Source organism: Streptomyces sp. NPDC036764 (assembly GCF_055609385.1).
Window position 1 is genome coordinate 59,301 of record NZ_JBVJPT010000001.1, and the last position, 22,215, is coordinate 81,515.

Annotated in this window: 22 protein-coding genes; 13 read left to right on the forward strand and 9 right to left on the reverse strand. The window is 70.3% G+C overall.

Annotated features, from left to right (window positions below):
- Nucleotides 1–71: 71 nt before the first annotated feature.
- On the reverse strand, nucleotides 72–920 hold the full coding sequence (locus ACZ69Q_RS00250) for a glutamate ABC transporter substrate-binding protein (RefSeq protein WP_471033810.1): 849 nt from the start codon (nucleotides 918–920) through the stop codon (nucleotides 72–74).
- A gap of 132 nt (nucleotides 921–1,052) precedes the next feature.
- Nucleotides 1,053–1,829: an amino acid ABC transporter ATP-binding protein gene (locus tag ACZ69Q_RS00255; RefSeq protein WP_471033811.1), complete on the reverse strand. Its 777-nt coding sequence runs from the start codon at nucleotides 1,827–1,829 to the stop codon at nucleotides 1,053–1,055.
- Nucleotides 1,830–2,118: 289 nt separating this feature from the next.
- Here ACZ69Q_RS00255 and ACZ69Q_RS00260 point away from each other — a divergent pair, with 289 nt between their 5' ends.
- Nucleotides 2,119–2,805: a response regulator transcription factor gene (locus tag ACZ69Q_RS00260; RefSeq protein ID WP_471033812.1), complete on the forward strand. Its 687-nt coding sequence runs from the start codon at nucleotides 2,119–2,121 to the stop codon at nucleotides 2,803–2,805.
- A gap of 8 nt (nucleotides 2,806–2,813) precedes the next feature.
- Nucleotides 2,814–4,205, forward strand: coding sequence for a sensor histidine kinase (locus ACZ69Q_RS00265; RefSeq protein ID WP_471033813.1), 1,392 nt, complete (start codon nucleotides 2,814–2,816; stop codon nucleotides 4,203–4,205).
- Between the two features lie 24 nt (nucleotides 4,206–4,229).
- Here ACZ69Q_RS00265 and ACZ69Q_RS00270 read toward each other — a convergent pair whose 3' ends face one another.
- Nucleotides 4,230–5,225: a TAXI family TRAP transporter solute-binding subunit gene (locus tag ACZ69Q_RS00270; RefSeq protein ID WP_471033814.1), complete on the reverse strand. Its 996-nt coding sequence runs from the start codon at nucleotides 5,223–5,225 to the stop codon at nucleotides 4,230–4,232.
- A gap of 118 nt (nucleotides 5,226–5,343) precedes the next feature.
- Between ACZ69Q_RS00270 and ACZ69Q_RS00275 the strand changes: the two genes are divergently transcribed.
- Nucleotides 5,344–5,748 (forward strand): pyrophosphohydrolase domain-containing protein, encoded by a 405-nt coding sequence (locus ACZ69Q_RS00275; RefSeq protein WP_471033815.1) that lies wholly within the window; start codon nucleotides 5,344–5,346, stop codon nucleotides 5,746–5,748.
- Nucleotides 5,749–5,833: 85 nt separating this feature from the next.
- Here the strand turns inward: ACZ69Q_RS00275 and ACZ69Q_RS00280 are convergent, their stop codons facing one another.
- Genes ACZ69Q_RS00280 through ACZ69Q_RS00290 form a run of 3 tightly spaced genes read right to left on the reverse strand, consistent with a single transcriptional unit; the run spans nucleotide 5,834 to nucleotide 7,886 of the window.
- Nucleotides 5,834–6,781 (reverse strand): NADP-dependent oxidoreductase, encoded by a 948-nt coding sequence (locus tag ACZ69Q_RS00280; RefSeq protein ID WP_471033816.1) that lies wholly within the window; start codon nucleotides 6,779–6,781, stop codon nucleotides 5,834–5,836.
- 35 nt (nucleotides 6,782–6,816) lie between these two features.
- Complete coding sequence (locus tag ACZ69Q_RS00285; protein WP_471033817.1) at nucleotides 6,817–7,131, reverse strand: DUF2218 domain-containing protein; 315 nt, start codon at nucleotides 7,129–7,131, stop codon at nucleotides 6,817–6,819.
- Between the two features lie 44 nt (nucleotides 7,132–7,175).
- Nucleotides 7,176–7,886: a GTP cyclohydrolase II gene (locus ACZ69Q_RS00290; protein ID WP_471033818.1), complete on the reverse strand. Its 711-nt coding sequence runs from the start codon at nucleotides 7,884–7,886 to the stop codon at nucleotides 7,176–7,178.
- Nucleotides 7,887–8,138: 252 nt separating this feature from the next.
- Between ACZ69Q_RS00290 and ACZ69Q_RS00295 the strand changes: the two genes are divergently transcribed.
- From ACZ69Q_RS00295 to ACZ69Q_RS00310, 4 genes are all read left to right on the forward strand, one after another.
- Nucleotides 8,139–8,615: a MarR family winged helix-turn-helix transcriptional regulator gene (locus tag ACZ69Q_RS00295; RefSeq protein ID WP_471033820.1), complete on the forward strand. Its 477-nt coding sequence runs from the start codon at nucleotides 8,139–8,141 to the stop codon at nucleotides 8,613–8,615.
- Nucleotides 8,616–8,695: 80 nt separating this feature from the next.
- Nucleotides 8,696–10,222, forward strand: coding sequence for a tRNA (N6-isopentenyl adenosine(37)-C2)-methylthiotransferase MiaB (miaB, locus tag ACZ69Q_RS00300; RefSeq protein ID WP_471033822.1), 1,527 nt, complete (start codon nucleotides 8,696–8,698; stop codon nucleotides 10,220–10,222).
- A 46-nt stretch (nucleotides 10,223–10,268) separates the two neighbouring features.
- Entirely contained in the window at nucleotides 10,269–10,559 is a 291-nt protein-coding gene (locus ACZ69Q_RS00305; protein ID WP_471033824.1) for a hypothetical protein, read from the forward strand.
- Between the two features lie 10 nt (nucleotides 10,560–10,569).
- Nucleotides 10,570–11,298 (forward strand): class III extradiol dioxygenase subunit B-like domain-containing protein, encoded by a 729-nt coding sequence (locus ACZ69Q_RS00310; protein ID WP_471033826.1) that lies wholly within the window; start codon nucleotides 10,570–10,572, stop codon nucleotides 11,296–11,298.
- 88 nt (nucleotides 11,299–11,386) lie between these two features.
- On the opposite strand, the gene ACZ69Q_RS00315 is transcribed toward ACZ69Q_RS00310, so the two are convergent.
- Nucleotides 11,387–11,656 (reverse strand): antitoxin, encoded by a 270-nt coding sequence (locus tag ACZ69Q_RS00315; RefSeq protein WP_471033828.1) that lies wholly within the window; start codon nucleotides 11,654–11,656, stop codon nucleotides 11,387–11,389.
- Nucleotides 11,657–11,680: 24 nt separating this feature from the next.
- Nucleotides 11,681–11,947 carry a hypothetical protein gene (locus ACZ69Q_RS00320; protein WP_471033830.1) on the reverse strand — a complete coding sequence of 89 codons (267 nt, stop codon included), beginning with the start codon at nucleotides 11,945–11,947 and terminating at the stop codon, nucleotides 11,681–11,683.
- Nucleotides 11,948–12,129: 182 nt separating this feature from the next.
- Here ACZ69Q_RS00320 and miaA point away from each other — a divergent pair, with 182 nt between their 5' ends.
- The 6 genes from miaA (at nucleotide 12,130) to hflX (ending at nucleotide 20,666) form a co-directional block, all read left to right on the forward strand.
- Complete coding sequence (gene miaA, locus ACZ69Q_RS00325) at nucleotides 12,130–13,068, forward strand: tRNA (adenosine(37)-N6)-dimethylallyltransferase MiaA (RefSeq protein WP_471033832.1); 939 nt, start codon at nucleotides 12,130–12,132, stop codon at nucleotides 13,066–13,068.
- Nucleotides 13,069–13,176: 108 nt separating this feature from the next.
- On the forward strand, nucleotides 13,177–13,686 hold the full coding sequence (locus tag ACZ69Q_RS00330; protein WP_471039956.1) for a hypothetical protein: 510 nt from the start codon (nucleotides 13,177–13,179) through the stop codon (nucleotides 13,684–13,686).
- A gap of 111 nt (nucleotides 13,687–13,797) precedes the next feature.
- Nucleotides 13,798–14,673: a diaminopimelate epimerase gene (gene dapF, locus ACZ69Q_RS00335; RefSeq protein WP_471033833.1), complete on the forward strand. Its 876-nt coding sequence runs from the start codon at nucleotides 13,798–13,800 to the stop codon at nucleotides 14,671–14,673.
- A gap of 297 nt (nucleotides 14,674–14,970) precedes the next feature.
- Nucleotides 14,971–17,142: a RelA/SpoT family protein gene (locus ACZ69Q_RS00340; protein WP_471033834.1), complete on the forward strand. Its 2,172-nt coding sequence runs from the start codon at nucleotides 14,971–14,973 to the stop codon at nucleotides 17,140–17,142.
- 128 nt (nucleotides 17,143–17,270) lie between these two features.
- Nucleotides 17,271–18,851 (forward strand): M1 family metallopeptidase, encoded by a 1,581-nt coding sequence (locus tag ACZ69Q_RS00345; protein ID WP_471033835.1) that lies wholly within the window; start codon nucleotides 17,271–17,273, stop codon nucleotides 18,849–18,851.
- 321 nt (nucleotides 18,852–19,172) lie between these two features.
- A complete protein-coding gene (gene hflX, locus ACZ69Q_RS00350; protein ID WP_471033837.1) occupies nucleotides 19,173–20,666 on the forward strand; it encodes a GTPase HflX in 1,494 nt (497 codons plus the stop codon).
- Nucleotides 20,667–20,754: 88 nt separating this feature from the next.
- On the opposite strand, the gene ACZ69Q_RS00355 is transcribed toward hflX, so the two are convergent.
- Nucleotides 20,755–21,969, reverse strand: coding sequence for a trypsin-like serine peptidase (locus ACZ69Q_RS00355; RefSeq protein WP_471033839.1), 1,215 nt, complete (start codon nucleotides 21,967–21,969; stop codon nucleotides 20,755–20,757).
- Nucleotides 21,970–22,215: the final 246 nt, after the last annotated feature.

The window sequence follows — 22,215 nt, forward strand, 5'->3', positions numbered from 1 at the left end:
GCGTACGTGGATAGCGCGGCGCGCCGCCGCCCTGATCGCGGTGGACGGCGGCGCGCCGATGGATCCCTGCGCTACTGGACGATGACGCCGATCTTCGGCGCGGGCTCGTTCTTGTAGCTGGCCGGACCGAAGTTGTCGGTGACCGCCTTGTCCCAGGCCTTGTCGCTGACCATCTTCTCGAGGGCGGTGTTGATCTTGTTGACGGTCTCGGTGTCGCCCTTCTTCACGCCGATGCCGTAGTTCTCGTTGCTCAGCTTGAGGCCGGCGAGCTTGAACTGGCCCTTGTACTGCTCCTGCGCGGCGAAGCCGGCGAGGATCGAGTCGTCCGTGGTCACGGCGTCAACGGCGCCGCTCTGGAGGGCGGCGATGCACTCCGAGTAGCCGCCGTACTCCTTGAGGTTGGCCTTCGGGGCGATCTCTTCCTTGACGTTCTGCGCCGAGGTGGAGCCGGTGACGGAGCACAGGTTCTTGCCGTTGAGGTCGGTGGCCTTGCTGATGTCCGAGTCGGACTTGATCAGCAGGTCCTGGTGGGCCAGCAGGTACGGGCCGGCGAAGTCGACCTTCTCCTTGCGCTCGTCGGTGATCGAGTACGTCGCCGCGATGAACTTCACGTCGCCACGGGCGAGGGCGTTCTCACGGTCGGCGCTCTTCGTCTCGACGAAGTCGATCTGGTCGGGCTCGTAGCCGAGCTCCTTCGCCACGTACGTCGCCACGTCCACGTCGAAGCCGGAGAACTTGCCGTCCGGCTCCTTCAGGCCCAGACCCGGCTGGTCGTACTTGATGCCGATCTTGATCTTGTTGCCGCCACCGGAACCCGAACCGCTGTCGCTGTCGTTGTCGCCGTCGCCACCACAAGCGGTGGCTGCGAGGGAGAGGACGAGTGCGGCGGCCGCCGCGGCGGAGACCTTGCGGAGCTTCATGGTGAACATCCTTTGTGTGGAGAAGAGATGCGTGCCGCCAGGAGCGGCGGGGTGACGCAGGTCCTCGGCTGCGAGACGCGGTCCGTCAGTGGTGCGCAAACGCAGTCCGTCAGTAGTGCGTGACGCAGTCCGTCAGTGGTGCAGGATCTTGGACAGGAAGTCCTTCGCGCGATCGCTGCGCGGATTGCTGAAGAACTGGTCCGGTACGGCTTCCTCGACGATCTTGCCGTCTGCCATGAAGACCACACGGTTGGCGGCCGAACGGGCGAAGCCCATCTCGTGGGTGACGACGATCATGGTCATGCCGTCGCGGGCGAGCTGCTGCATGACCTCCAGGACCTCGTTGATCATCTCCGGGTCGAGCGCCGACGTGGGCTCGTCGAAGAGCATGACCTTGGGGTCCATTGCGAGTGCACGGGCGATGGCCACTCGCTGCTGCTGGCCGCCGGAGAGCTGGGCGGGGTACTTGTCCGCCTGGTTGGCCACGCCCACCCGGTCGAGCAGGGCGCGGGCCTTCTCCTCGGCCTTCTTCTTGTCCGTCTTACGGACCTTGACCTGGCCCAGCATCACGTTCTCGAGCACGGTCTTGTGCGCGAAGAGGTTGAAGGACTGGAAGACCATGCCGACGTCCGCGCGCAGCCGGGCCAGCTCCTTGCCTTCCTGGGGCAGCGGCTTGCCGTCGATGGCGATCGCGCCGGAGTCGATCGTCTCGAGGCGGTTGATGGCGCGGCACAGGGTGGACTTCCCGGACCCGGAGGGTCCGATGACCACGACGACCTCACCGCGGGCGATCGTCAGGTCGATGTCCTGCAGCACGTGCAACGCGCCGAAGTGCTTGTTCACGTTCTTCAGGACGACCAGGTCGCCGGTCGCGGCCACACTGTCCTTGGCCACCGATACTTCGGTCATCGCTCTCAGGCTCCGTCCTCCTCGGTTTCGGAGGACAGTAATAACCGTATCCGACCTGCGTCATTAGTTCTGAGGGGAATCTGAGCATCACGATCCGATAGCAATCGGACACGTGTCGTAGCACTTGCGACCTGCCGCGCGTACCGGCTGGGTAACGGAACCCGTCCGCAACCGGAACCCTCTTGACGGCGTCCTCGTCAATCAGCGTGACTCTCATGGTGCACGCGCGCGTGCGCACGCACTGTGTATCTATCCGAATCGTACGGCCGGTGAACCGAGGGAGGCCGGGATGAGACTCCTCCTCGTCGAGGACGACAACCATGTCGCTGCCGCGCTGTCCGCGGTGCTGGCACGGCACGGCTTCGACGTCACGCACGCGCGCAGCGGCGAGGAGGCCCTTCAGGCGCTCGTCCCCGAGGGCAACGGCTTCGGTGTCGTCCTCCTCGACCTCGGCCTGCCCGACCAGGACGGCTACGAGGTCTGCGGCAAGATCCGCAAGCGCACCAGCACGCCGGTGATCATGGTCACCGCGCGCTCCGACGTCCGCTCCCGCATCCACGGCCTCAACCTCGGGGCCGACGACTATGTGGTGAAGCCGTACGACACCGGGGAGCTGCTCGCCCGGATCCACGCCGTCAGCCGGCGCACCGCGCCCGAGGACACCGAGCCGGGCGGCGACGGTGTGCTGCGCCTGGGCGCCGTACACATCGAACTGCCCACCCGTCAGGTCAGTGTCGACGGTTCGGTCGTCCAGCTCACCCGCAAGGAGTTCGATCTCCTCGCGCTGCTCGCCCAGCGCCCCGGGGTGGTCTTCCGCCGGGAGCAGATCATCAGTGAGGTGTGGCGCACGAGTTGGGAGGGGACCGGGCGCACCCTTGAGGTGCATGTGGCGTCCCTGCGCGCCAAGCTGCGCATGCCGGCTCTGATCGAGACCGTACGCGGCGTCGGCTACCGGCTCGTCGCCCCGGCCTCGTAGCGGGCACGGTGCGCACTCGACTCCTTCCGCTGCTCATCGTCCTGATGGCGGCCGTGCTGCTCGCGCTCGGCGTGCCGCTCGGCATCAGCCTGGCCTCGGCCCAGCAGCAGAACGTGGTCGTCGACCGGATCGACGACACCGCCTACTTCGCGGCCATCGCCCGGCCCGCCGCGGACGTCACCACCGGATCCCGTGACGACCTGCGCATCCTGAGCCGGGAGCTGGAGAGCTACTACAACGTCTACGGCGTCCGGGCCGGTGTCTTCCTGCCGAACGACACGCCGCTCGCCAACGGACCGACGACCTGGTTCCTGCCCGAGACCGGCGAGGTACGCGACGCCTTCGAGGAGTCGCTGCTCAGCCGGCGCAGCCACGACCCCAAGCAGGTGTGGCCCTGGCAGCACGGGCGGCTCGTGGTCGCCTCGCCGGTGATCAGGGACGGTGACGTCGTCGCGGTCGTCGTCACCGACTCACCCACCGGGCAGATGCGTTCGCGGATCCTGAACGGCTGGCTGATCATCGCCGGCGGTCTGACGGTCGCGATGCTGGTGGCCGTCGGGGCCGCTCTGCGGCTGACCGGCTGGGTGCTCAGGCCGGTGCGCGTGCTGGACGTCACCACGCACGAGATCGCCAGCGGCCGGCTGAAGTCACGGGTCGCGGTGGCCAGCGGTCCGCCGGAGCTGCGTCGGCTGGCCCGGTCGTTCAACGAGATGGCGGACAACGTCGAGGACGTGCTGGAGCAGCAGCGCGCCTTCGTCGCCGACGCCTCGCACCAACTGCGCAACCCGCTCGCGGCGCTGCTGCTGCGCATCGAGCTGCTCGCCTTCGAGCTTCCCGAGGGCAATGAGGAGATCGCTTCGGTGCAGACCGAGGGCAAGCGCCTCGCGCAGGTCCTGGACGACCTGCTCGACCTCGCGCTGGCCGAGCACACCGCGGCCGACCTGCGGCTGACCGACGTCGGCGCGCTGGCCGCCGAGCGCGTCGCGGCCTGGGCGCCGACCGCCGAGGCCAAGGGGGTCCGGCTGGTCGGGAGCTGCCCGCCCACCACGGCCTGGGCCGACCCGGTCGCGCTGTCCAGTGCGCTGGACGCGGTGATCGACAACGCGGTCAAGTTCACCCCGAAGGGCGAGCGCGTCGAGGTGACCGTCGCCTCCAACGGCGCCATGTCGACGATCGAGGTGGCCGACAACGGCCCCGGCCTCACCGACGAGGAGCTCGCCCGCATCGGTGACCGTTTCTGGCGCAGCGGCCGCCACCAGAACATCAAGGGCTCGGGCCTGGGCCTGTCGATCTCCCGCGCCCTGCTCTCGGCGGGCGGCGGCTCCATCTCGTACGGCCGTCATGAGCCCCGCGGCCTGCGGGTGACGGTGACGGTGCCGAGGTCGGGGCCGTCCGCCTGAGTCCTGATCCCGCGGCCGCGTCGGCTACGGCTTGACCGAGCGGTAGTACCGCCGGGCCCCGTCATGCAGCACCAGCGGGTCGGTGTAGATCGCCGTGCGCAGGTCGACGAGCTGCGCGGAGTGGACGTGGGCACCGATCCCGTCGCGGCTCTTGATCACCGTGCGGGTGAGCCATTCGGTGAGGCGGGGGTCCATGTCCTTGCGGGTGATCAGCAGGTTGGAGACGGCGATCGTCGGCACCGTGTCGCCGTTCTGCACGGTCGGATACGCCGACTCCGGCATGTTGGTCGCGCGGTAGAAGTGCGCCGTGTCGCCCTGGGCGTGCACCTTGGCGACCAGGTCGGCGTCGATCGGCACGAACCGGAACGCGGACGACTCGGCGATCTTCTGCAGCCCGTCCGTCGGCACGCCGCCCGACCAGAAGAAGGCGTCGAGCTCGTGCCCGAGCCGCTTGGGCCCGGTGTCGATGCCCTCCGCCCTGGGCGTGATGTCCTTCTCCGGGTCGATGCCGGCGGCCTCCAGCACGCGGGTGGCGATCAGCCGTACGCCGGAGTTGGGCAGCCCTATGGCCACCCGCTTGCCCTTCAGGTCCGCGACGGAACGGATGTCCGAGTCCGGCGGGACGACGAGCTGTACGTAGTCGTCGTACAGGCGGGCGACACCGCGCAGTTGGTCGGTGGCGGGCCTGCCGCCCATCCTGTACGTGTCCACGGCGTCGGCGGCGGCGATCGTGAAGTCGGCCTTACCGGTCGCCACGCGCTCGACGTTCTCCTGTGAGCCGGCGCTCGTCAGCAGCTTCACCTTGAGCTGCGGCATGTCCCTGGCGAGCTCGTTGCGCAGGAGCTCGCCGTACTTCTGATAGACCCCCGCGCGCGTGCCGGTGCTGAACGTGATCGTCCCGCTCGGCGGGTCCTCGCCCAGGGGCAGCACCCACCACAGCAGCAACCCGAGGGCCACGACCCCGGCGGACGCGGCCTGCACGGCTCGGCTCCTGCTGATGCGGGTGAACGGCTTGGACATGGCGGCGATCCTGCCAGCCGGTACGCCGTGCTGACCAGGGCCGAGGTCACAGGGACCGGCCGCGTCCATGATCAGGACCGCGACCGGGACTGTCCGACCCGGTCGCTACAGTCGCCGCATGAGTTCCTCGCCTGCCGACCTGGTCCGTGAATTCCACCTCGCTTTCGGGCTGGCCGCGCGCAGTAGGCCGACAGAGGTGTCCCGGGACCTCGCCGCCCACAGAGGGGAGCTGCTCGCCGAGGAGGCCGCGGAGGTCGCCGAGGTCTCCGTCACCGGCCCGCTCGACAGGCTGGCGCACGAGCTGGCGGACGTCGTCTATGTCGCGTACGGCACGGCCCTGGTCCACGGCATCGACCTCGACGCCGTCCTGGCCGAGATCCACCGCTCCAACATGACCAAGCTGGGCCCCGACGGCCAGATCGCCCGCCGGGCCGACGGCAAGGTCCTCAAGGGCGAGCACTACGAGGCACCGGACGTGTCGGGCGTCCTGCGCCGCCAGGGGTGGGCGGCCGAAGGCGCGTGAGCCTGCGGCGCCGGGCGGCCAAAGCCGCGTGAGCGTGCGGCGCCGGGGCGGCCTCGCCGACCGGCGGCGGGCCGCGGTTGCGGCGTCAGAGCAGGATGACCGTCTTGCCGCGCGAGCCACCCGCGCGGGCGCGGATCACGGCGGCGGGGGCGTCGGCCAGGGGCACCTCGGTTTCGATCGTGATGCGGAGCTTGCCCGCGTCGGCGAGTGCGGCGAGGGACTCCAGCTCCTTGCGGCTCGGGTCGTTGACGAGGTTGACGCCGTGGATCTCGCGGGCGGCCAGGGCGTCGGGATCGGCGGCCCGGTTGGTGCTCACGAAGGTGCCGCCCGGCTTGAGCAGCCCCGCCAGGGCGTCGATCTCGCCGCCGGGTGCGGTGACCAGGTCGAGGATCGCGTCGATGCCGTCGGGATGGGCGGCCAGGACCTGCTCGGCGGTGGGCGCGGCCGTGAAGTCGACGGTCTCGTCGGCGCCGAGATCACGGAGGTGGCCGGCGATGTCGCCCGTGGCGGTGGCCAGCACTCTTGCCCCCTGGAGGGCGGCGAACTGGATCGCGGACTGCCCCACCCCGCCGGAGGCGCCGTTGATCAGGATCACCTGCCCGGCGTCGAGTCGGGTCGCCTCGATGGCCTGGTACGCGGTCACGCTGGCGGTGGGCAGCGCCGCCGCGACCGGGAACGGCAGGTCGTCGGGCATGCGGGCGAGAGTGCCGTTCTCGGCGGCGATCACGTACTCCGCGTAGGAGCCGCGGCCGTACGCGAGGTTCATGAACTGGCCGTAGACGGTGTCGCCGGGCCGGAAGTGGATGACACCGGGGCCGATGCGCTCGACCACGCCTGCGCCGTCCGAGCCCATGACGAGGGGGAAGCCGTGCTCGACCATGCCCTTGAGGGCTCCGTCGGCGACCTTCCAGTCGAAGGGGTTGAGCGCGGCGGCGTGCAGCCGGACCAGCAGCTCGCCCGGGCCCGGTTCCGGCACGGGCAGATCGGTGAGGAGCGGCTCGGCCCCGAAGCCTGTGATCGTGACGGCCTTCATGACGGTGCCTTTCTCTCGGGCGCCGGGCCGGCGCGTCAGTCCTGAGCGGGGTTCTCCTGAGCAGTGGGCTCGTCCCAGGCGACGCGCAGTTCGTTGCGCTGCCCGAAGCGTTCGAGGTGGCTGCCCACGACGTCCCGGATGGCGGTGAGCGTGGACGCGTCGGGTGCGGTGACGCGGATCAGCAGATGTGCGGGCCGGGGTTCGAGAACGACGTAGGTGTTCTGGAAGGTGAGGCGGTGGCCGCCGTCCGGTGTCTGCTCGACGGGGATCTTCCGGCCGAAGTGGGAGGCGAGCTGCTTGGCGTAGCGCGGGGCGGCGTCGGTGGCGACGCGGGCGAGGGATGAGGGCATGCGAGTGCTCCGGAGGTAGGCCCGTTCCTACGGGGTGGGGATGGTCAGCCGGCCAGCGTGGCAACCGCGCCCACCACGCCCACCGCGTCCGGACCGGCCTGCTCGGGCAGCGCGATGGTGTGGTGGGTCCGCTCGGCCTTGGCGTGCAGATAGCGGACGTTGCTGTCGGTGGCGAAGACGCCGGTGGGCCGTACGAAACGCACGGAGACGCCCAGGTCACGCAACTGCCCCGCCTTGTCGGGGTTGTTGGTGAGCAGGTCCAGCTCGCCGATGCCGAGGGCGGTGAGCATCTGGGCGGCGGAGGTGTAGTCGCGGCCGTCCTCGGGCAGGCCCAGCGCGGCGTTGGCCTCGTAGGTGTCCAGGCCGGTGTCCTGCAGGGCGTAGGCGTCCAGCTTGTTGTAGAGACCGATGCCCCGGCCCTCCTGGCGCAGGTAGAGCAGGACGCCGCCGGTGGCCGCGATGCGCTCCACGGCCTCGCGCAACTGGGGACCGCAGTCGCAGCGGGCCGAGCCGAACACGTCCCCGGTCAGGCACTCCGAGTGCAGCCGCACCAGCGGCGCGGGCGCGGTCGCGGGATCGCCGAGCACCAGCGCCACATGCTCCTCTCCGTCGGCCAGGCCGTGGAAGGTGACCGCGTCGGCGGTGACCTCGTAGCCGTCGGCGAAGCGGAGCGGGATGGTCACGCGGGTGCGTATCGAAGCGGCCGAAAAGGGGGCGGAGGAGCGGGAGTGACCTGCTGAGGGGGCGGCGTCCATGAGTACTCCTTCGAGGGCTGGACGAACCGGCGGAACCGGCGAACCGGCGAACCGGCGAAACTGGCGGAACCGGCGAAACCGATGGAATCGGCAGCACCGGCGGCACCGGCAGGTTCAAATTTGAACCTCGATGCTTCGACCCTAGCGCGAAGTTTCAAATTTTGAGCAACCTGCTTCGTGTTGCACCGGTCACATCCGGCAGCCCTTCTCGACGCCCGGTTCGAATTTGAACCACCGCGCTAACGTGGGCGCATGGCCGAACCCCAGTGGTTGAACGAGGAAGAGATGCGCGCCTGGTACGCCTTCGTGGCCGCCGGGTCGCTCGTCAACCGCCAACTGGACCAGCAGCTCAAGGACGAGGTGGGCATCACGCACCTCCAGTACGAGATCCTGGTGCGCCTCGCCGCCGCCCAGAACCAAGAGATGCGTATGAGCGGGCTCGCAGACGCGCTGCTCAACTCCAAGAGCGGCCTGACGTACCAGATCACCCAGCTCGAGAAGGCCGGCCTGGTCACCCGTCGCTCGTGCCCGAGCGATGTGCGCGCGGTCTACGCCGTCCTCACCGAGGCGGGCCGGAAGATGCTGGAGCGGGCCGCACCCGGCCATGTCGCCCTCGTCCGCAAGCTGTTCATCGACGTCCTGACGCCCCAGCAGCTCGCGACCGTCGCCCACGGGCTCGGCGAGGTCGTGCAGCGCATGCAGGAGGGCGAACCGGGGTCCGCCCGGTAGGGATCACGCGCTCTCGGGGCCGGACGGCCGGACGGGAGCAGGGGGCAAGGCCCCTCCGCAGACCGCCTACCCTTGAACGCATGACCAGCAGCAGTGACCGGAGCCCGGCAGTGGAAGCCCGCGGAAATCTCACCTATGAGGTGCGCACGTACGGGTGTCAGATGAACGTCCACGATTCCGAGCGATTGTCCGGCCTGCTGGAAGACGCCGGTTACGTGCGCGCGCCCGAGGGCTCCGACGGCGACGCGGACGTCGTCGTCTTCAACACCTGCGCGGTCCGCGAGAACGCCGACAACAAGCTGTACGGCAACCTCGGCCACCTCGCCCCGAAGAAGGCGAGACGGCCCGGCATGCAGATCGCGGTCGGCGGCTGCCTCGCGCAGAAGGACCGCGACACCATCGTGAAGAAGGCGCCCTGGGTGGACGTCGTCTTCGGCACGCACAACATCGGCAAGCTGCCGGTCCTGCTGGAGCGCGCCCGCGTGCAGGAAGAGGCACAGGTCGAGATCGCCGAGTCGCTGGAGGCGTTCCCCTCGACGCTGCCGACCCGGCGCGAGAGCGCCTACGCGGCCTGGGTGTCGATCTCCGTCGGCTGCAACAACACCTGCACCTTCTGCATCGTCCCGGCGCTGCGCGGCAAGGAGGAGGACCGCCGCCCCGGCGACATCCTCGCCGAGGTCGAGGCGCTGGTCGCCGAGGGCGTCTCCGAGATCACCCTGCTCGGCCAGAATGTCAACGCCTACGGCTCCGACCTGGGTGACCGCGAGGCCTTCAGCAAGTTGCTGCGCGCCTGCGGGGAGATCGAGGGCCTGGAGCGGGTCCGCTTCACCTCTCCGCACCCGCGCGACTTCACCGACGACGTCATCGCCGCCATGGCCGAGACGCCGAACGTCATGCCGCAGTTGCACATGCCGCTCCAGTCCGGCTCGGACACCGTCCTGAAGGCGATGCGCCGCTCGTACCGGCAGGAGCGCTATCTCGGGATCATCGAGAAGGTGCGCACCGCCATCCCGCACGCGGCGATCTCCACCGACATCATCGTCGGCTTCCCGGGCGAGACCGAGGAGGACTTCGAGCAGACGATGCACGTCGTGCGCGAGGCCCGCTTCGCGAACGCCTTCACCTTCCAGTACTCCAAGCGGCCCGGCACCCCGGCCGCGACCATGGAGGACCAGGTCCCCAAGCAGGTCGTCCAGGCACGCTACGAGCGGCTCGTCGCCCTTCAGGAGGAGATCTCCTGGGAGGAGAACAAGAGCCAGGTCGGCCGCACCCTGGAGCTGATGGTCGCCGAGGGCGAGGGCCGCAAGGACGGCGCCACGCACCGTCTGTCCGGCCGCGCCCCCGACAACCGCCTGGTCCACTTCACCAAGCCCGACCAGGAGGTCCGTCCCGGCGACGTCGTCACGGTCGAGATCACCTACGCCGCCCCGCACCACCTTCTCGCCGAGGGTGCCGTCCTCGACGTGCGCCGTACGCGCGCGGGCGACGCCTGGGAGAAGCGGAACACCGCCGAGGCCGCCAAGCCGGCCGGCGTCCTGCTCGGCCTGCCGAAGATCGGCGTCCCCGAGCCGCTGCCGGCGGCGACGGGCGGCTGCGCGGCACACTGAGCACAGACGGCTGAACCGGGGGCGGGCTAGCAGGCGGGGGCGGAACATGGCGCAGTGGGTCGTGGTCTTGCAGTCCGGCTACGGCGATCAGTACCAGTTCGACGAGGTCGCCCGCTTCCAGGGCACCCTGGAACAGGCCCGCGCCCGCCTCTACGAGATCGCCTGCACGCACAAGCACCGCAGCGCGCTGCGGCAGCAGCGCCGCGAGGTGTTCCGGGTCGGTGACGGGGACGCGTACTACGCGGTCGTCGAGGGCCTGATGACCACCCATCGCGTCCTGTTCCAGCTAGCCGAGCGGGCGTGGAGCACCGACCCGGAGCCGAACCCCTGGGAGTAGGCTCCCGATCATGCTCGTCGCCGCCGCAGTGTGTCCCTGCCCGCCGCTCCTCGTGCCCGGCGTCGCCGCGGGTGCCGCACCCGAGCTGGACCCCGCGCGTGCCGCCTGCACGGACGCGCTGGGCCTGCTCGCGGCCGCCCGGCCGGACCGGCTCGTGGTCGTGGGACCCGGCGATGAGAGCGAGCACGGGGCGTACGCCGAGGGCGCGCGGGGTTCCTTCCGCGGCTTCGGCGTGGACATCGACGTACGGCTCGGGCGGCCCGAGGCCGACATCGACTCCTCGGCGCCCTCGCAGCGCCCGCTCCCGACCTCGCTGGCCGTCGCCGCGTGGCTGCTGGAGCGGACCGGTTGGGCGGACGCCCCGATCGAGGGACTCGGGGTCGGGGAACCTCTCACGCCCGAGCGGTGTATTGAAATCGGAAGGGATGTCGCCGCCCGGGCCGAGCGGGTGGCGCTGCTGGTGATGGGCGACGCCAGCGCTTGCCGCACGCTCAAGGCGCCTGGCTACCTCGACGAGCGGGCGGCGCCCTTCGACGCGTCCGTCGCGCGTGCCCTGGGCAGGGCGGACGTGGTCGCCCTCAAGACGCTGGACACCGAGCTCGCGTACGAGCTGAAGGCCTCCGGCCGGGCTCCCTGGCAAGTCCTCGCGGGCGCCGCCGAGGAGCGGGGCCTGTTGGGCGCTCTGCTGTACGAGGACGCGCCGTATGGCGTGGGGTACCTGGTGGCGACCTGGTCGTAGGGCCGGAGCCAGGCCGCAGCTTTGGCCCGCACAAACGGCGGACGGCCGGGAGCCGTGAAGCTCCGCGGCCGTCCGTCGATGTGCCGTTTCAGGAGGTCGGCGGGGGTGAGTCCGACGGTGGCGTACTGCCGCCGGTCGCCGGACCGTCGCCCTTGTGCGCGATACGGCCCATGGCGCCCTTGGCCTTGCCCGTGCCCGTGTGGATCTTCTCGCTGTACTTGCCCTTGGTCCGCTCGTCGACGGCCCTCGCGGCCCGGTCGAGGCCGTGGTGCACCTGCGCCTCGTGCCGCTGCGCGAAGTCGGAGACCTTGCCCTTGGCCGGGGCGAGTTTGGCTTTCAAATTGTCCATCAGACCCATCGTTCACCTTCCCGCGCGGGGCAGTTACGTGCGGGCGCCCTCACCGGCCTCGCTGTCGGCGGCCTCGTCCGCGGACTGCTGCTTGGGGATCTCGACCCCGTCGTCGCCGTCCGCCTCGACGGACTCCGCCGCCTGCTCGGCCGACTCGTCGGCCTTTGCCTCGGTCGACCCCTTCGCCTCCGCCGTCTCCTCCGCCGCCTGCTCGGCCGTTGGTGTGTCGGCCTGAGCCTCGACGGTTGACGCCTCCTCCGTGGCCTTCGACCGCCGGAAAAGTCGTGCGAAAACGCCCATATCCACTCCATACGTTACTCGTGCGGGCGAAATCCCGCGTCGTCCGGTGCGTCCCATCGCGCCCCCGGGTGGCCGCCTCCGTGAAACCGGCGGCGAAAACCTCGCAACACGCAACGACCCCGCGCGCGTGCCGTCACGTAACTCGTTCGAGGCCACCCCCTGAGGTTTGCGAGACTGGGGCGGTGAGCAGTGCACCCCCCACCCCGCGCGTCATCGCCGTAGTCGGTCCCACCGCGGCCGGAAAGTCCGATCTGGGCGTTTTCTTGGCCCAGCAACTCGGCGGCGAGGTCGTCAACGCCGACTCCATGCAGCTCTACCGAGGGATGGACATCGGCACCGCCAAGCTGACGCCCGAGGAGCGCGCGGGAGTCCCGCACCACCTCCTGGACATCTGGGACGTGACGGTCACGGCGTCCGTGGCCGAGTACCAGCGGCTCGCACGGGAGCGGATCGACGCGCTGCTCGCCGAGGGACGCTGGCCGATCCTGGTCGGCGGCTCGGGGCTGTACGTCCGCGGGGCCGTCGACAACCTGGAGTTCCCCGGCACCGACCCCGAGGTCAGGGCCCGGCTCGAGGAGGAGCTCGCGCTGCGCGGCTCAGGGGCGCTGCACGCCCGCCTGGCCGCCGCCGACCCCGAGGCCGCGCAGGCGATCCTGCCCAGCAACGGCCGCCGTATCGTCCGGGCCCTCGAAGTGATCGAGATCACCGGCCAGCCCTTCACCGCCAACCTCCCGGGCCATGACTCGGTGTACGACACCGTCCAGATCGGCGTCGACGTGGCCCGCCCGGAGCTGGACGAGCGCATCACGCGCCGGGTGGACCGGATGTGGGACGCCGGGCTCGTGGACGAAGTGCGTGTACTGGAGGCGCAGGGGCTGCGTGAGGGGCGTACGGCCTCGCGCGCGCTCGGCTACCAGCAGGTGCTCGCGGCGCTCGCGGGCGAGTGCACCCTCGAAGAGGCGCGGGCCGAGACCGTCCGTGCCACCAAACGCTTCGCGCGCCGCCAGGATTCGTGGTTCAGGCGCGACCCGCGGGTGCACTGGCTCAGTGGGGCTGCGGCAGATCTCACAGAACTTCCGCATCTCGCACTGGCGTTGGTCGAACGACCGGTCACAGCCTGATCACGTGATGGCATCGGGACGCTCCGGCCGCCGTCCGGGCCTCCGGCGCCATGCCATCATCGAGCTTCGATCGACCAAGTGGAGTCCGAGTTGGGAGGGCGCGTGGCGATGGAGGCCGGCCCTCGCGACACCGCACAAGGCACCGAGAACGTCACCACCGACACGGGTGAGCGGGAACCGGACGGCGACCGCCTGAGCCCGGACGGGCCCGACGAGACCGAGGTCGGCGTCAGCGTCACCGACGACGGCCCCGAGCCCGAGGAGATGTACGCGAGCGGCCCCGAGGTCGAGGTCGAGCTTCGCCCGCAGCGCCGACTGCGCATCTGGCAGCTCGCGCCCATCGTGGGCCTCGCCGCGGTCGGCTCCCTGATGTTCGCCTTCCCGCTGGCCTTCGACTTCGGCGACAGCGGTGCCGTGATCGCCATGCTGGGGCTCCTCATCTGCTCCTGCGCGGCCGGCTGGGGCATGATGGCCGCCCGCCGGGTCGGCTACACCTGGCCGGGGCTGCCGCCGCGGGGCTCCGGGCGCAGACCCGACTGGCGCGTGGTGCTGGCGTACATGGCCGTGGTGGCAGCGGTGATCGTCCTGGCGGTGTGGCGCGTGGCAAGGCTCCGCTGAAGCGCTCCGACAAGGGGCGCGGGGCTGTGTCGACATGCGGCTCCGCCGCGTGGGCGCGACCAGCCCTCACCGGCCCGCAGCAGAAGAACTGCCTTCACTTACGATCGATGCATGAGCACGCGCACGCGGATCGCCTTCCTCAAGGGTCACGGCACCGAGAACGACTTCGTGATCGTCCCGGACCCGGACAACGTCATCGACCTGTCCCCGGCCGCCGTCGCCGCCCTGTGCGACCGCCGCGCCGGCATCGGCGGTGACGGACTGCTGCACGTGGTGCGGTCCGCGGCGCACCCCGAGGCCAAGGACATGGCGGCCGAGGCCGAGTGGTTCATGGACTACCGCAACGGCGACGGCTCGATCGCGGAGATGTGCGGCAACGGCGTGCGCGTCTTCGCCCGCTACCTCCAGCACGTCGGTCACACCACCGAGGGCGATCTCGCGATCGCCACGCGCGGCGGGGTGAAGACCGTGCACATCGCCAAGGACGGTGACGTCACCGTCGGCATGGGCAGGGCCCGCCTCCCCGAAGGGGACGTGACGGTGAGCGTCGGCGAGCGCACCTGGCCCGCTCGGAACGTGAACATGGGCAACCCGCACGCGGTCGCCTTCGTGGACGACCTCGCGCACGCCGGCAACCTGTTCTCCCCGCCGCCCTTCAGCCCGGCCTCGGCCTACCCGGACGGAGTCAACGTCGAGTTCGTGGTCGACCGCGGACCCCGGCATGTCGCCCTGCGCGTGCACGAGCGCGGCTCCGGCGAGACCCGGTCGTGCGGCACGGGCGCGTGCGCCGTCGCCGTGGCCACCGCCCGCCGGGACGGCACCGACCCGGCGGTGACCGGTGTCCCCGCGACGTACACCGTCGACGTGCCCGGTGGCACCCTGGTGATCACCGAGCGGCCCGACGGCGAGATCGAGATGACCGGTCCCGCGGTGATCGTGGCCGAGGGTGAGCTCGATGCCCAGTGGCTGGAAACGATCGCTCGCTGAGCCTTCGGGGGCTGGGAAGCGGGGCCTTGGGACCTCTGGGGTTTGGGAGTAGAGGTCCTGACGCCCTGAAAGCGTTGGAAATCGCGAACTCCGGCAGGTCGCGTGGCGCAAAATCGTAAACCTGCAAACCCTCGCTCGAATGGGTGATCCGTTTCACGCTCGGCGAGAGGCGGTCAGCCGCACGTGATGGGCTCGGTAGCATCAAGCACCGGCCCGGACGGGGGACAAGTTGCCATCCCCTGAGCCGTGTCCGCCATGGGGTACCCCGTCCGCCGGTTAACGCAGCCGGAGGTGCCCATGAGTGCGGAGGCCACGAATTCCGCGACGCCAGGCCCGGTAGCAGGCCCTGTCCCGCCTGCCGTGCCCCGCAGGAAGGCCCGCGCCCGCCTCGACCTGCGCCGCCTCGGCCGGGCGGCGCTGCTCGGCCCCGCCTCACGCGACCGGCTGCCCGACGCGATCGGCCATGTCGTCGACGCCCACCGGGCGCACCACGCCGACGCGGACCTCGAACCGCTGCGCCGCGCCTATGTGCTGGCCGAGTCCTCGCACCGCGGTCAGATGCGCAAGAGCGGTGAGCCGTACATCACACACCCCCTCGCGGTGACCCTGATCCTTGCCGAACTCGGCGCCGAGACCACGACCTTGACGGCCTCTCTGCTGCACGACACCGTCGAGGACACCGACGTGACACTCGATCAGGTCGGTGAGGAGTTCGGCGCCGAGGTGCGCTTCCTCGTCGACGGCGTGACGAAGCTGGAGAAGGTCGACTACGGCGCCGCCGCCGAGCCCGAGACCTTCCGCAAGATGCTCGTCGCCACCGGCAACGACGTCCGCGTGATGTCGATCAAACTCGCCGACCGGCTGCACAACATGCGCACGCTCGGCGTGATGCGCCCCGAGAAACAGGCGCGCATCGCCAAGGTGACCCGAGACGTGCTCATCCCGCTCGCCGAACGGCTCGGCGTCCAGGCGCTCAAGACGGAGCTGGAAGACCTGGTCTTCGCGATCCTGCACCCCGAGGAGTACGAGCACACACGGGAGCTGATCGTCGAGAACGCCTCGCGCGCCGACGATCCGCTCGCGGAGATGGCCGAGCAGATGCGCGGCGTGCTGCGCGAGGCCGACATCCAGGCGGAAGTCCTCATCCGGCCACGGCACTTCGTCTCCGTGCACCGGGTGTCCCGCAAGCGCGGACGGCTGCGCGGAGCCGACTTCGGACGGCTGCTTGTGCTGGTGAGCGAGGACGCCGACTGCTATGGCGTACTGGGCGAGCTGCACACCTGTATGAAGCCCGTCGTCTCGGAGTTCAAGGACTTCATCGCCGTCCCCAAGTTCAACCTGTACCAGTCGCTGCACACCGCCGTCGCCCGCGAGGACGGGCAGGTCACCGAAGTCCTCATCCGCACGCACCAGATGCACCGGGTCGCCGAGGCCGGTGTCGTCGCGCTCGGCAATCCCTACGCGCCCTCCGCGGAGGAGCAGGCCGTCATCGGTGACGGTGAGCGCGCCGACCCGACGCGTCCCGGCTGGCTGTCACGGCTCCTCGACTGGCAGGAGGCGGCGCCGGATCCGGACACCTTCTGGTCCACGCTGCGCGAAGACCTCGCCCAGGACCGCGAGATCACCGTGTTCCGGCCCGACGGCGGCACCCTCGGGCTTCCCGAGGGCGCGACCTGTGTGGACGCCGCGTACGCGCAGTACGGGGAGGACGCGCACGCGTGCATCGGGGCCAGGGTCAACGGACGGCTGGCGACCCTCAGCACGGTGCTGCGGGACGGCGACACGGTTCAGTTGCTCATGGGTCAGGATCCGGCCTCCGAGCCCTCCAGGGAGTGGCTGGAGCACGCCCACACACCCGCCGCGCGGATCGCCATCCAGCGGTGGCTGGCCGCGCATCCCACGCACGGAGCCGCGGAGGCCAAGGAGGCCGGGGTCGCCTTCCGGGGCGAGGCGGACGGACCCGCCAGCCCGGCGGCCGCCGTGGAGGGCTCGGTCGTGCGCGCGGCCGGCCGCTCCGCCGCCAACGTCCTCGTCGACCGCCCCGGCGCGAGTGTGCGCCTCGCCGGCTGCTGTACGCCCGTACCGCCCGACGAAGTCACCGGGTTCTCCGTGCGCGGGGGAGTGGTGACGGTCCATCGCGTCGAGTGCGCCGCGGTGGCGCGTATGAAGGGCGCGGGGCGTGCGGAGGTCGGCGTGCGCTGGGGGGACACCGCTGAGTGCCGGGTCACTCTGGTCGCCGAATCGTTCGTTCGCCCGCATCTCCTGGCCGACCTCACCGAAGCGATGGCCCAGGAGGGCGCGGAAATCGTCTCGGCCACGGTCGAGCCGCCGAGCCAGCAGCGCGTGCGCCACACCTACACGGTCCAACTGCCGGACGCCGCACTGCTTCCGGGGCTCATGCGGGCCATGCGCAACGTGGCCGGTGTGTACGACGTCAGCAGGGCCCAGACGCAGACGCAGGGGGCGTGAGGGCGCGTGGTACGGCGTGCGGTCGGCTGACATGCGCGTTCGGCCGTCCACCCACCTGACATACCCGTTCGAGTGTGGCGGTCGCGCGTCGTCGACGTCCTGTGCTTGTGCGCTGATAGCTCTGGCTCATGCTGCTCAACCCCCGCAACAAGGCCCAGCGCGCGGCCCGTCCACGCCGGCGTCTCAAGGTGCCCGCGATGCTCGTCGGCGCTGTCTCCCTCTGCCTGCTCGCCGCCAGTGCTCCCGCCACGCCGCTGGGCGTCGGTGACCGTCTCTACCCGCATCTGGGCAACCCCGGCTACGACGTGGCGTCGTACGACCTGTCCTTCACCTACCCCGGCTCCAACGACAAGCCCCTTCAGGCCGTCACCACCATCGACGCCTGGACGACCGAGGATCTGGACCGGGTCAATCTGGACTTCGCTCACGGCAAGGTCGACTCCGTGGAGGTCGACGGGGAGCCCGCGACGTTCCGCAGCGCCGGCGAGGACCTCGTGGTCACGCCCGGGCAGCCGCTGCCCGACGGCAGTTGGATGCGGATCACCGTGCGGCACACCAGCGACCCCGTCTACGGCAAGGAGCGCGAGGGGGGCTGGGTGCGCACCGCGGACGGGCTGGCCATGGCCAACCAGGCCGACGCCGCGCACGTGGTGTTCCCGTGCAACGACCACCCCTCCGACAAGGCGCTGTTCACCATCCGGGTCACCGCGCCCAACGGCTACACCGCCGTCGCCAACGGCCTGCCGACCGACGTGGACCGCGCGGGCGGCTCGACCACCTGGACGTACCGGACCCGGCACCCCATGGCCACCGAGCTCGCCCAGGTGTCCATCGGCCGCTCCAAGGTCGTGCACCGCGACGGACCGCACGGACTGCCCGTGCGTGACGTGGTGGCCACCGCGGACCGCGAGCGCCTCGAACCCTGGCTGAAGAAGACCCCCGGCCACATCGCCTGGATGGAGAAGAAGGTCGGGCGGTACCCGTTCGAGACGTACGGCCTGCTCATGGCCCACGCCACCACGGGCTTCGAGCTGGAGACGCAGACCCTGTCCCTGTTCGAGCGGGAACTCTTCACACAGACCGCCTTCCCGCAGTGGTACGTCGAATCGATCATGGTGCATGAGCTGGCGCACCAGTGGTTCGGCGACAGCGTCAGCCCGCGCACCTGGTCCGACCTGTGGCTCAGCGAGGGGCACGCCACCTGGTACGAGGCCCTGTACGCGGCGGAGAAGGCGGGCCGGCCGTTCGATGCGCGGATGAAGGCCGCGTACGCCGCGTCCGACCGCTGGCGCGCCGCCGGTGGACCGCCCGCGGCGCCCAAGGCACCCGCGCCGGGCAAGAAGAACGGGATCTTCCGGCCCAACGTCTACGACGGCGCGGCCCTGGTGCTGTACGCCCTGCGTCAGGAGATCGGCGCACCGGCCTTCCAGAAGCTGGAACGCCTGTGGGTGAGCCGGTACCGCGACGCCTCTGCCTCCACCGCGGACTTCGTCGCGCTTGCGGAGGAGGTCTCCGGACACCACCTCGACGGGTTCATGAACGCCTGGCTGTACGGCGCGAAGACCCCGCCGATGCCTGGTCAGCCGGAGTGGAAGTCCGTGGACCCCGCGAAGGCGGTCAAGGCCCACAAGAAGGCCGCGGGCAAGACGGCAGGCAAGAGCGCCGGGAAGACCGCCGGCAAGACCGCCGGCAGGGCGACCGGGAAGTAGGACCGGATCGGTCCGGATGTAGGACCGGGACGGTCCGGGAGGTAGGACCGGGACGGGTCCGAGAGGTAGGACCGGGACGGGTCCGAGAGGTAGGACCGGTCCGGGTCGGGGACGTAGGACCGGTCCGGAAATAAGGCGGTGACGAGACGGGCCGTGCCGTGCGACCATCATCGGGTCGGCGCGGCACGGCCCGCGGGAATCTCCCGGGGCGCTCGTGCGTTGTGAGCAGTGACGGATCAGGTTCCGGGTGCCACGGATTCGTTCCGCGGCGCCGCTGCCACAGTTGCCGTTAAGTGGATTCCCGATCGACGTAAGGACCCAATGACCTCCTCTTCTTCCTTTTCCCAGGACACGCAGCGTTTCGCGCAGACCTATGCCGACGGCCGTCGGGCCGATGCCCTGATGGAAGAGGACGTCGCCTGGAGCCACGAGATCGACGGAGAGCGGGACGGCGACCAGTTCGACCGCTCCGAGCGTGCGGCTCTGCGCCGCGTGGCGGGCCTCTCCACCGAGCTTGAGGACGTCACCGAGGTCGAGTACCGCCAGCTCCGACTGGAGCGGGTCGTGCTCGTCGGCGTCTGGACCTCGGGGACCGCGCAGGACGCGGAGAACTCTCTGACGGAGCTCGCCGCCCTCGCCGAGACCGCGGGCGCGCTCGTGCTGGACGGCGTGATCCAGCGCCGCGACAAGCCGGACGCGGCCACCTACATCGGCTCCGGCAAGGCCGACGAGCTCAGGGACATCGTGCTGGACTCCGGCGCCGACACCGTCATCTGCGACGGTGAGCTCAGCCCGGGCCAGCTCATCCACCTCGAGGACGTCGTCAAGGTCAAGGTCATCGACCGTACGGCGCTGATCCTCGACATCTTCGCCCAGCACGCCAAGTCCCGAGAGGGCAAGGCGCAGGTCGCGCTCGCGCAGATGCAGTACATGCTGCCGAGGCTGCGCGGCTGGGGTCAGTCGCTGTCCCGGCAGATGGGCGGCGGCAAGGGCGGCGGCCTCGCCACCCGTGGTCCCGGTGAGACCAAGATCGAGACGGACCGGCGACGGATCCGCGAGAAGATGGCGAAGATGCGCCGGGAGATCGCGGACATGAAGACCGGCCGCGAGATCAAGCGCCAGGAGCGCAAGCGCCACAAGGTGCCCTCGGTCGCCATCGCCGGCTACACCAACGCCGGCAAGTCCTCCCTGCTCAACCGCCTCACCGGCGCGGGCGTCCTGGTCGAGAACGCCCTGTTCGCGACCCTGGACCCAACCGTGCGCCGGGCCGAGACCCCGAGCGGCCGCCTGTACACACTGGCCGACACGGTCGGTTTTGTACGGCACCTGCCGCACCACCTGGTCGAGGCGTTCCGTTCCACCATGGAGGAGGTCGGCGAGTCCGACCTGATCCTGCACGTGGTGGACGGCTCCCACCCGAACCCGGAGGAGCAACTGGCCGCCGTGCGCGAGGTGATCAGGGACGTCGGTGCGATCGACGTACCGGAGATCGTCGTGATCAACAAGGCCGACGCGGCCGACCCGCTGACGCTTCAGCGGCTGATGCGGATGGAGACGCGCTCCATCGCGGTCTCGGCCCGTACCGGCCAGGGCATCGACGAGCTGCTCGCCCTGATCGACAACGAGCTGCCCCGCCCGTCCGTCGAGATCGAGGCCCTGGTGCCGTACACCCACGGCAAGCTGGTCGCCCGCGCCCACACCGAGGGCGAGGTGATCTCCGAGGAGCACACCCCGGAGGGCACGCTGCTCAAGGCGCGGGTGCACGAGGAACTGGCGGCGGACCTCGCGCCTTACGTTCCGACGCCGACTGTCTGAGCCGGCGCCGAGCGCAACCGCAGGACCGCCGAAGGCCCGCCCCCTTTCGCAGGGGGCGGGCCTTCCGTGTGTGCTCAGTGCACGTGGGTCACCGGCCGCCGTACGTCCTGCTCATGTTCTGGTACAGCGACTCGGCCCCCGTGCCGAGCTGCGGGCCCGCGAGCCAGGTGTTGTCCTCCGGACCGATCGACGTGTTCGACACCAGCTTGGTGTCGCCGTCGACCACGCGGAACCAGCCGCCGCCCGACGAACCGCCGGTCATGGTGCAGCCGATGCGATACATCGTCGGCAGGGCCGGGCTCAGCGCGAGACGGCCCGGGCGGTCGACGCACTTGAACATCTTCAGGCCGTTGAACGGCGGTGCCGCCGGATAACCCCACGCGCCCATCGTGTCGACCTCGGTCGCCGACGGGGCGGTGAAGTCGACGTCAAGGGCACCGGTGGTCTCCTCCAGGGACTTCGCGCCGGACTCCGGCTGCACATGCAGCACCGCGTAGTCGTACGCGGCACCCGCACCGCCCGTCTCCGAGCCGCCCTGGATCCACTCGTTGGAGGTCGAGACCCAGTCGGCCCACCAGTTGCCGTAGGGGGCGATCTCCGCAGGCGTGGCATTGCCCAGCTCCGCCTCCGACTTGCCGAGGTCGTTGTAGGCCGGGACGAAGGCGATGTTGCGGTACCAGCCACCGCCCTGGCCGGCGTGCACGCAGTGGCCGGCGGTCCACACGAGGTTGGACTTGCCGGGGTTGTTGACGTCCTTGACGACCGTGCCGGAACAGACGGCCGGGCCGTCGGGGGTGTCGAAGAAGACCTTGCCGACGGGCGCGGCGTTCTCGTGGTACGGCGTCTTCTCGGCCGTGGCCTGGACGGGCGCCGGCTCCGGGTCGCTCACGCCCTGGTCGGCGGAGGCGTCCTGCGTGGTGACCGTCTTGTTGGCCTCCTTCGCCGACTGCATCCGGTCAGGCTTCCACAGGCCCTCGATGACCGGGTTGACGAAGTCCTCTGCCTCGCTGAGCCACTTGTCCTGGTCCCAGTCCTTCCAGGCGCCGTCCTTCCACTTGTCGACGTCGATCCCGTGCTCCTTGAGCTTGTCCGCGATCTCGGACGGGATCTGGATCTTGCCGTCGCCGGCGTCACCGGCCCCGGCGGCCTGCGAGGCCGCGGCGTCGGCCCGGTCGCTCGCCGGGTCCCCGGCAGAGCCGCCACAGGCGGTCGCGGTCAGCGCCAGCGCGGCGACGAGGCCGGTGGCGGCGAGGAGGGAACGCCGCCTGTGATGTGGAGTGGCGGGCGATGGTGTGGAAAGCATGGTGCGGTAACCCCCGTTGAAGCGTGGTGCTGCGATGGGCGCCTTGATGGCGGCTGCTTGCTCGCCCCCGGAGGGGCCGTCTGCCATTGCTGTGCGGCCCCCCGAACGCGACATCCCACTATGCCCGTGGAGTTGAGAGCGAACGGCGGTGAGGCGGTGAAGGTTTCACCCCGGCGGCGGTTCCTCCCCTGAGCCGAGGTTCCCTAGTTGACGGGTCCCACCACCCTCCCACCGCCGCCGTCGCTG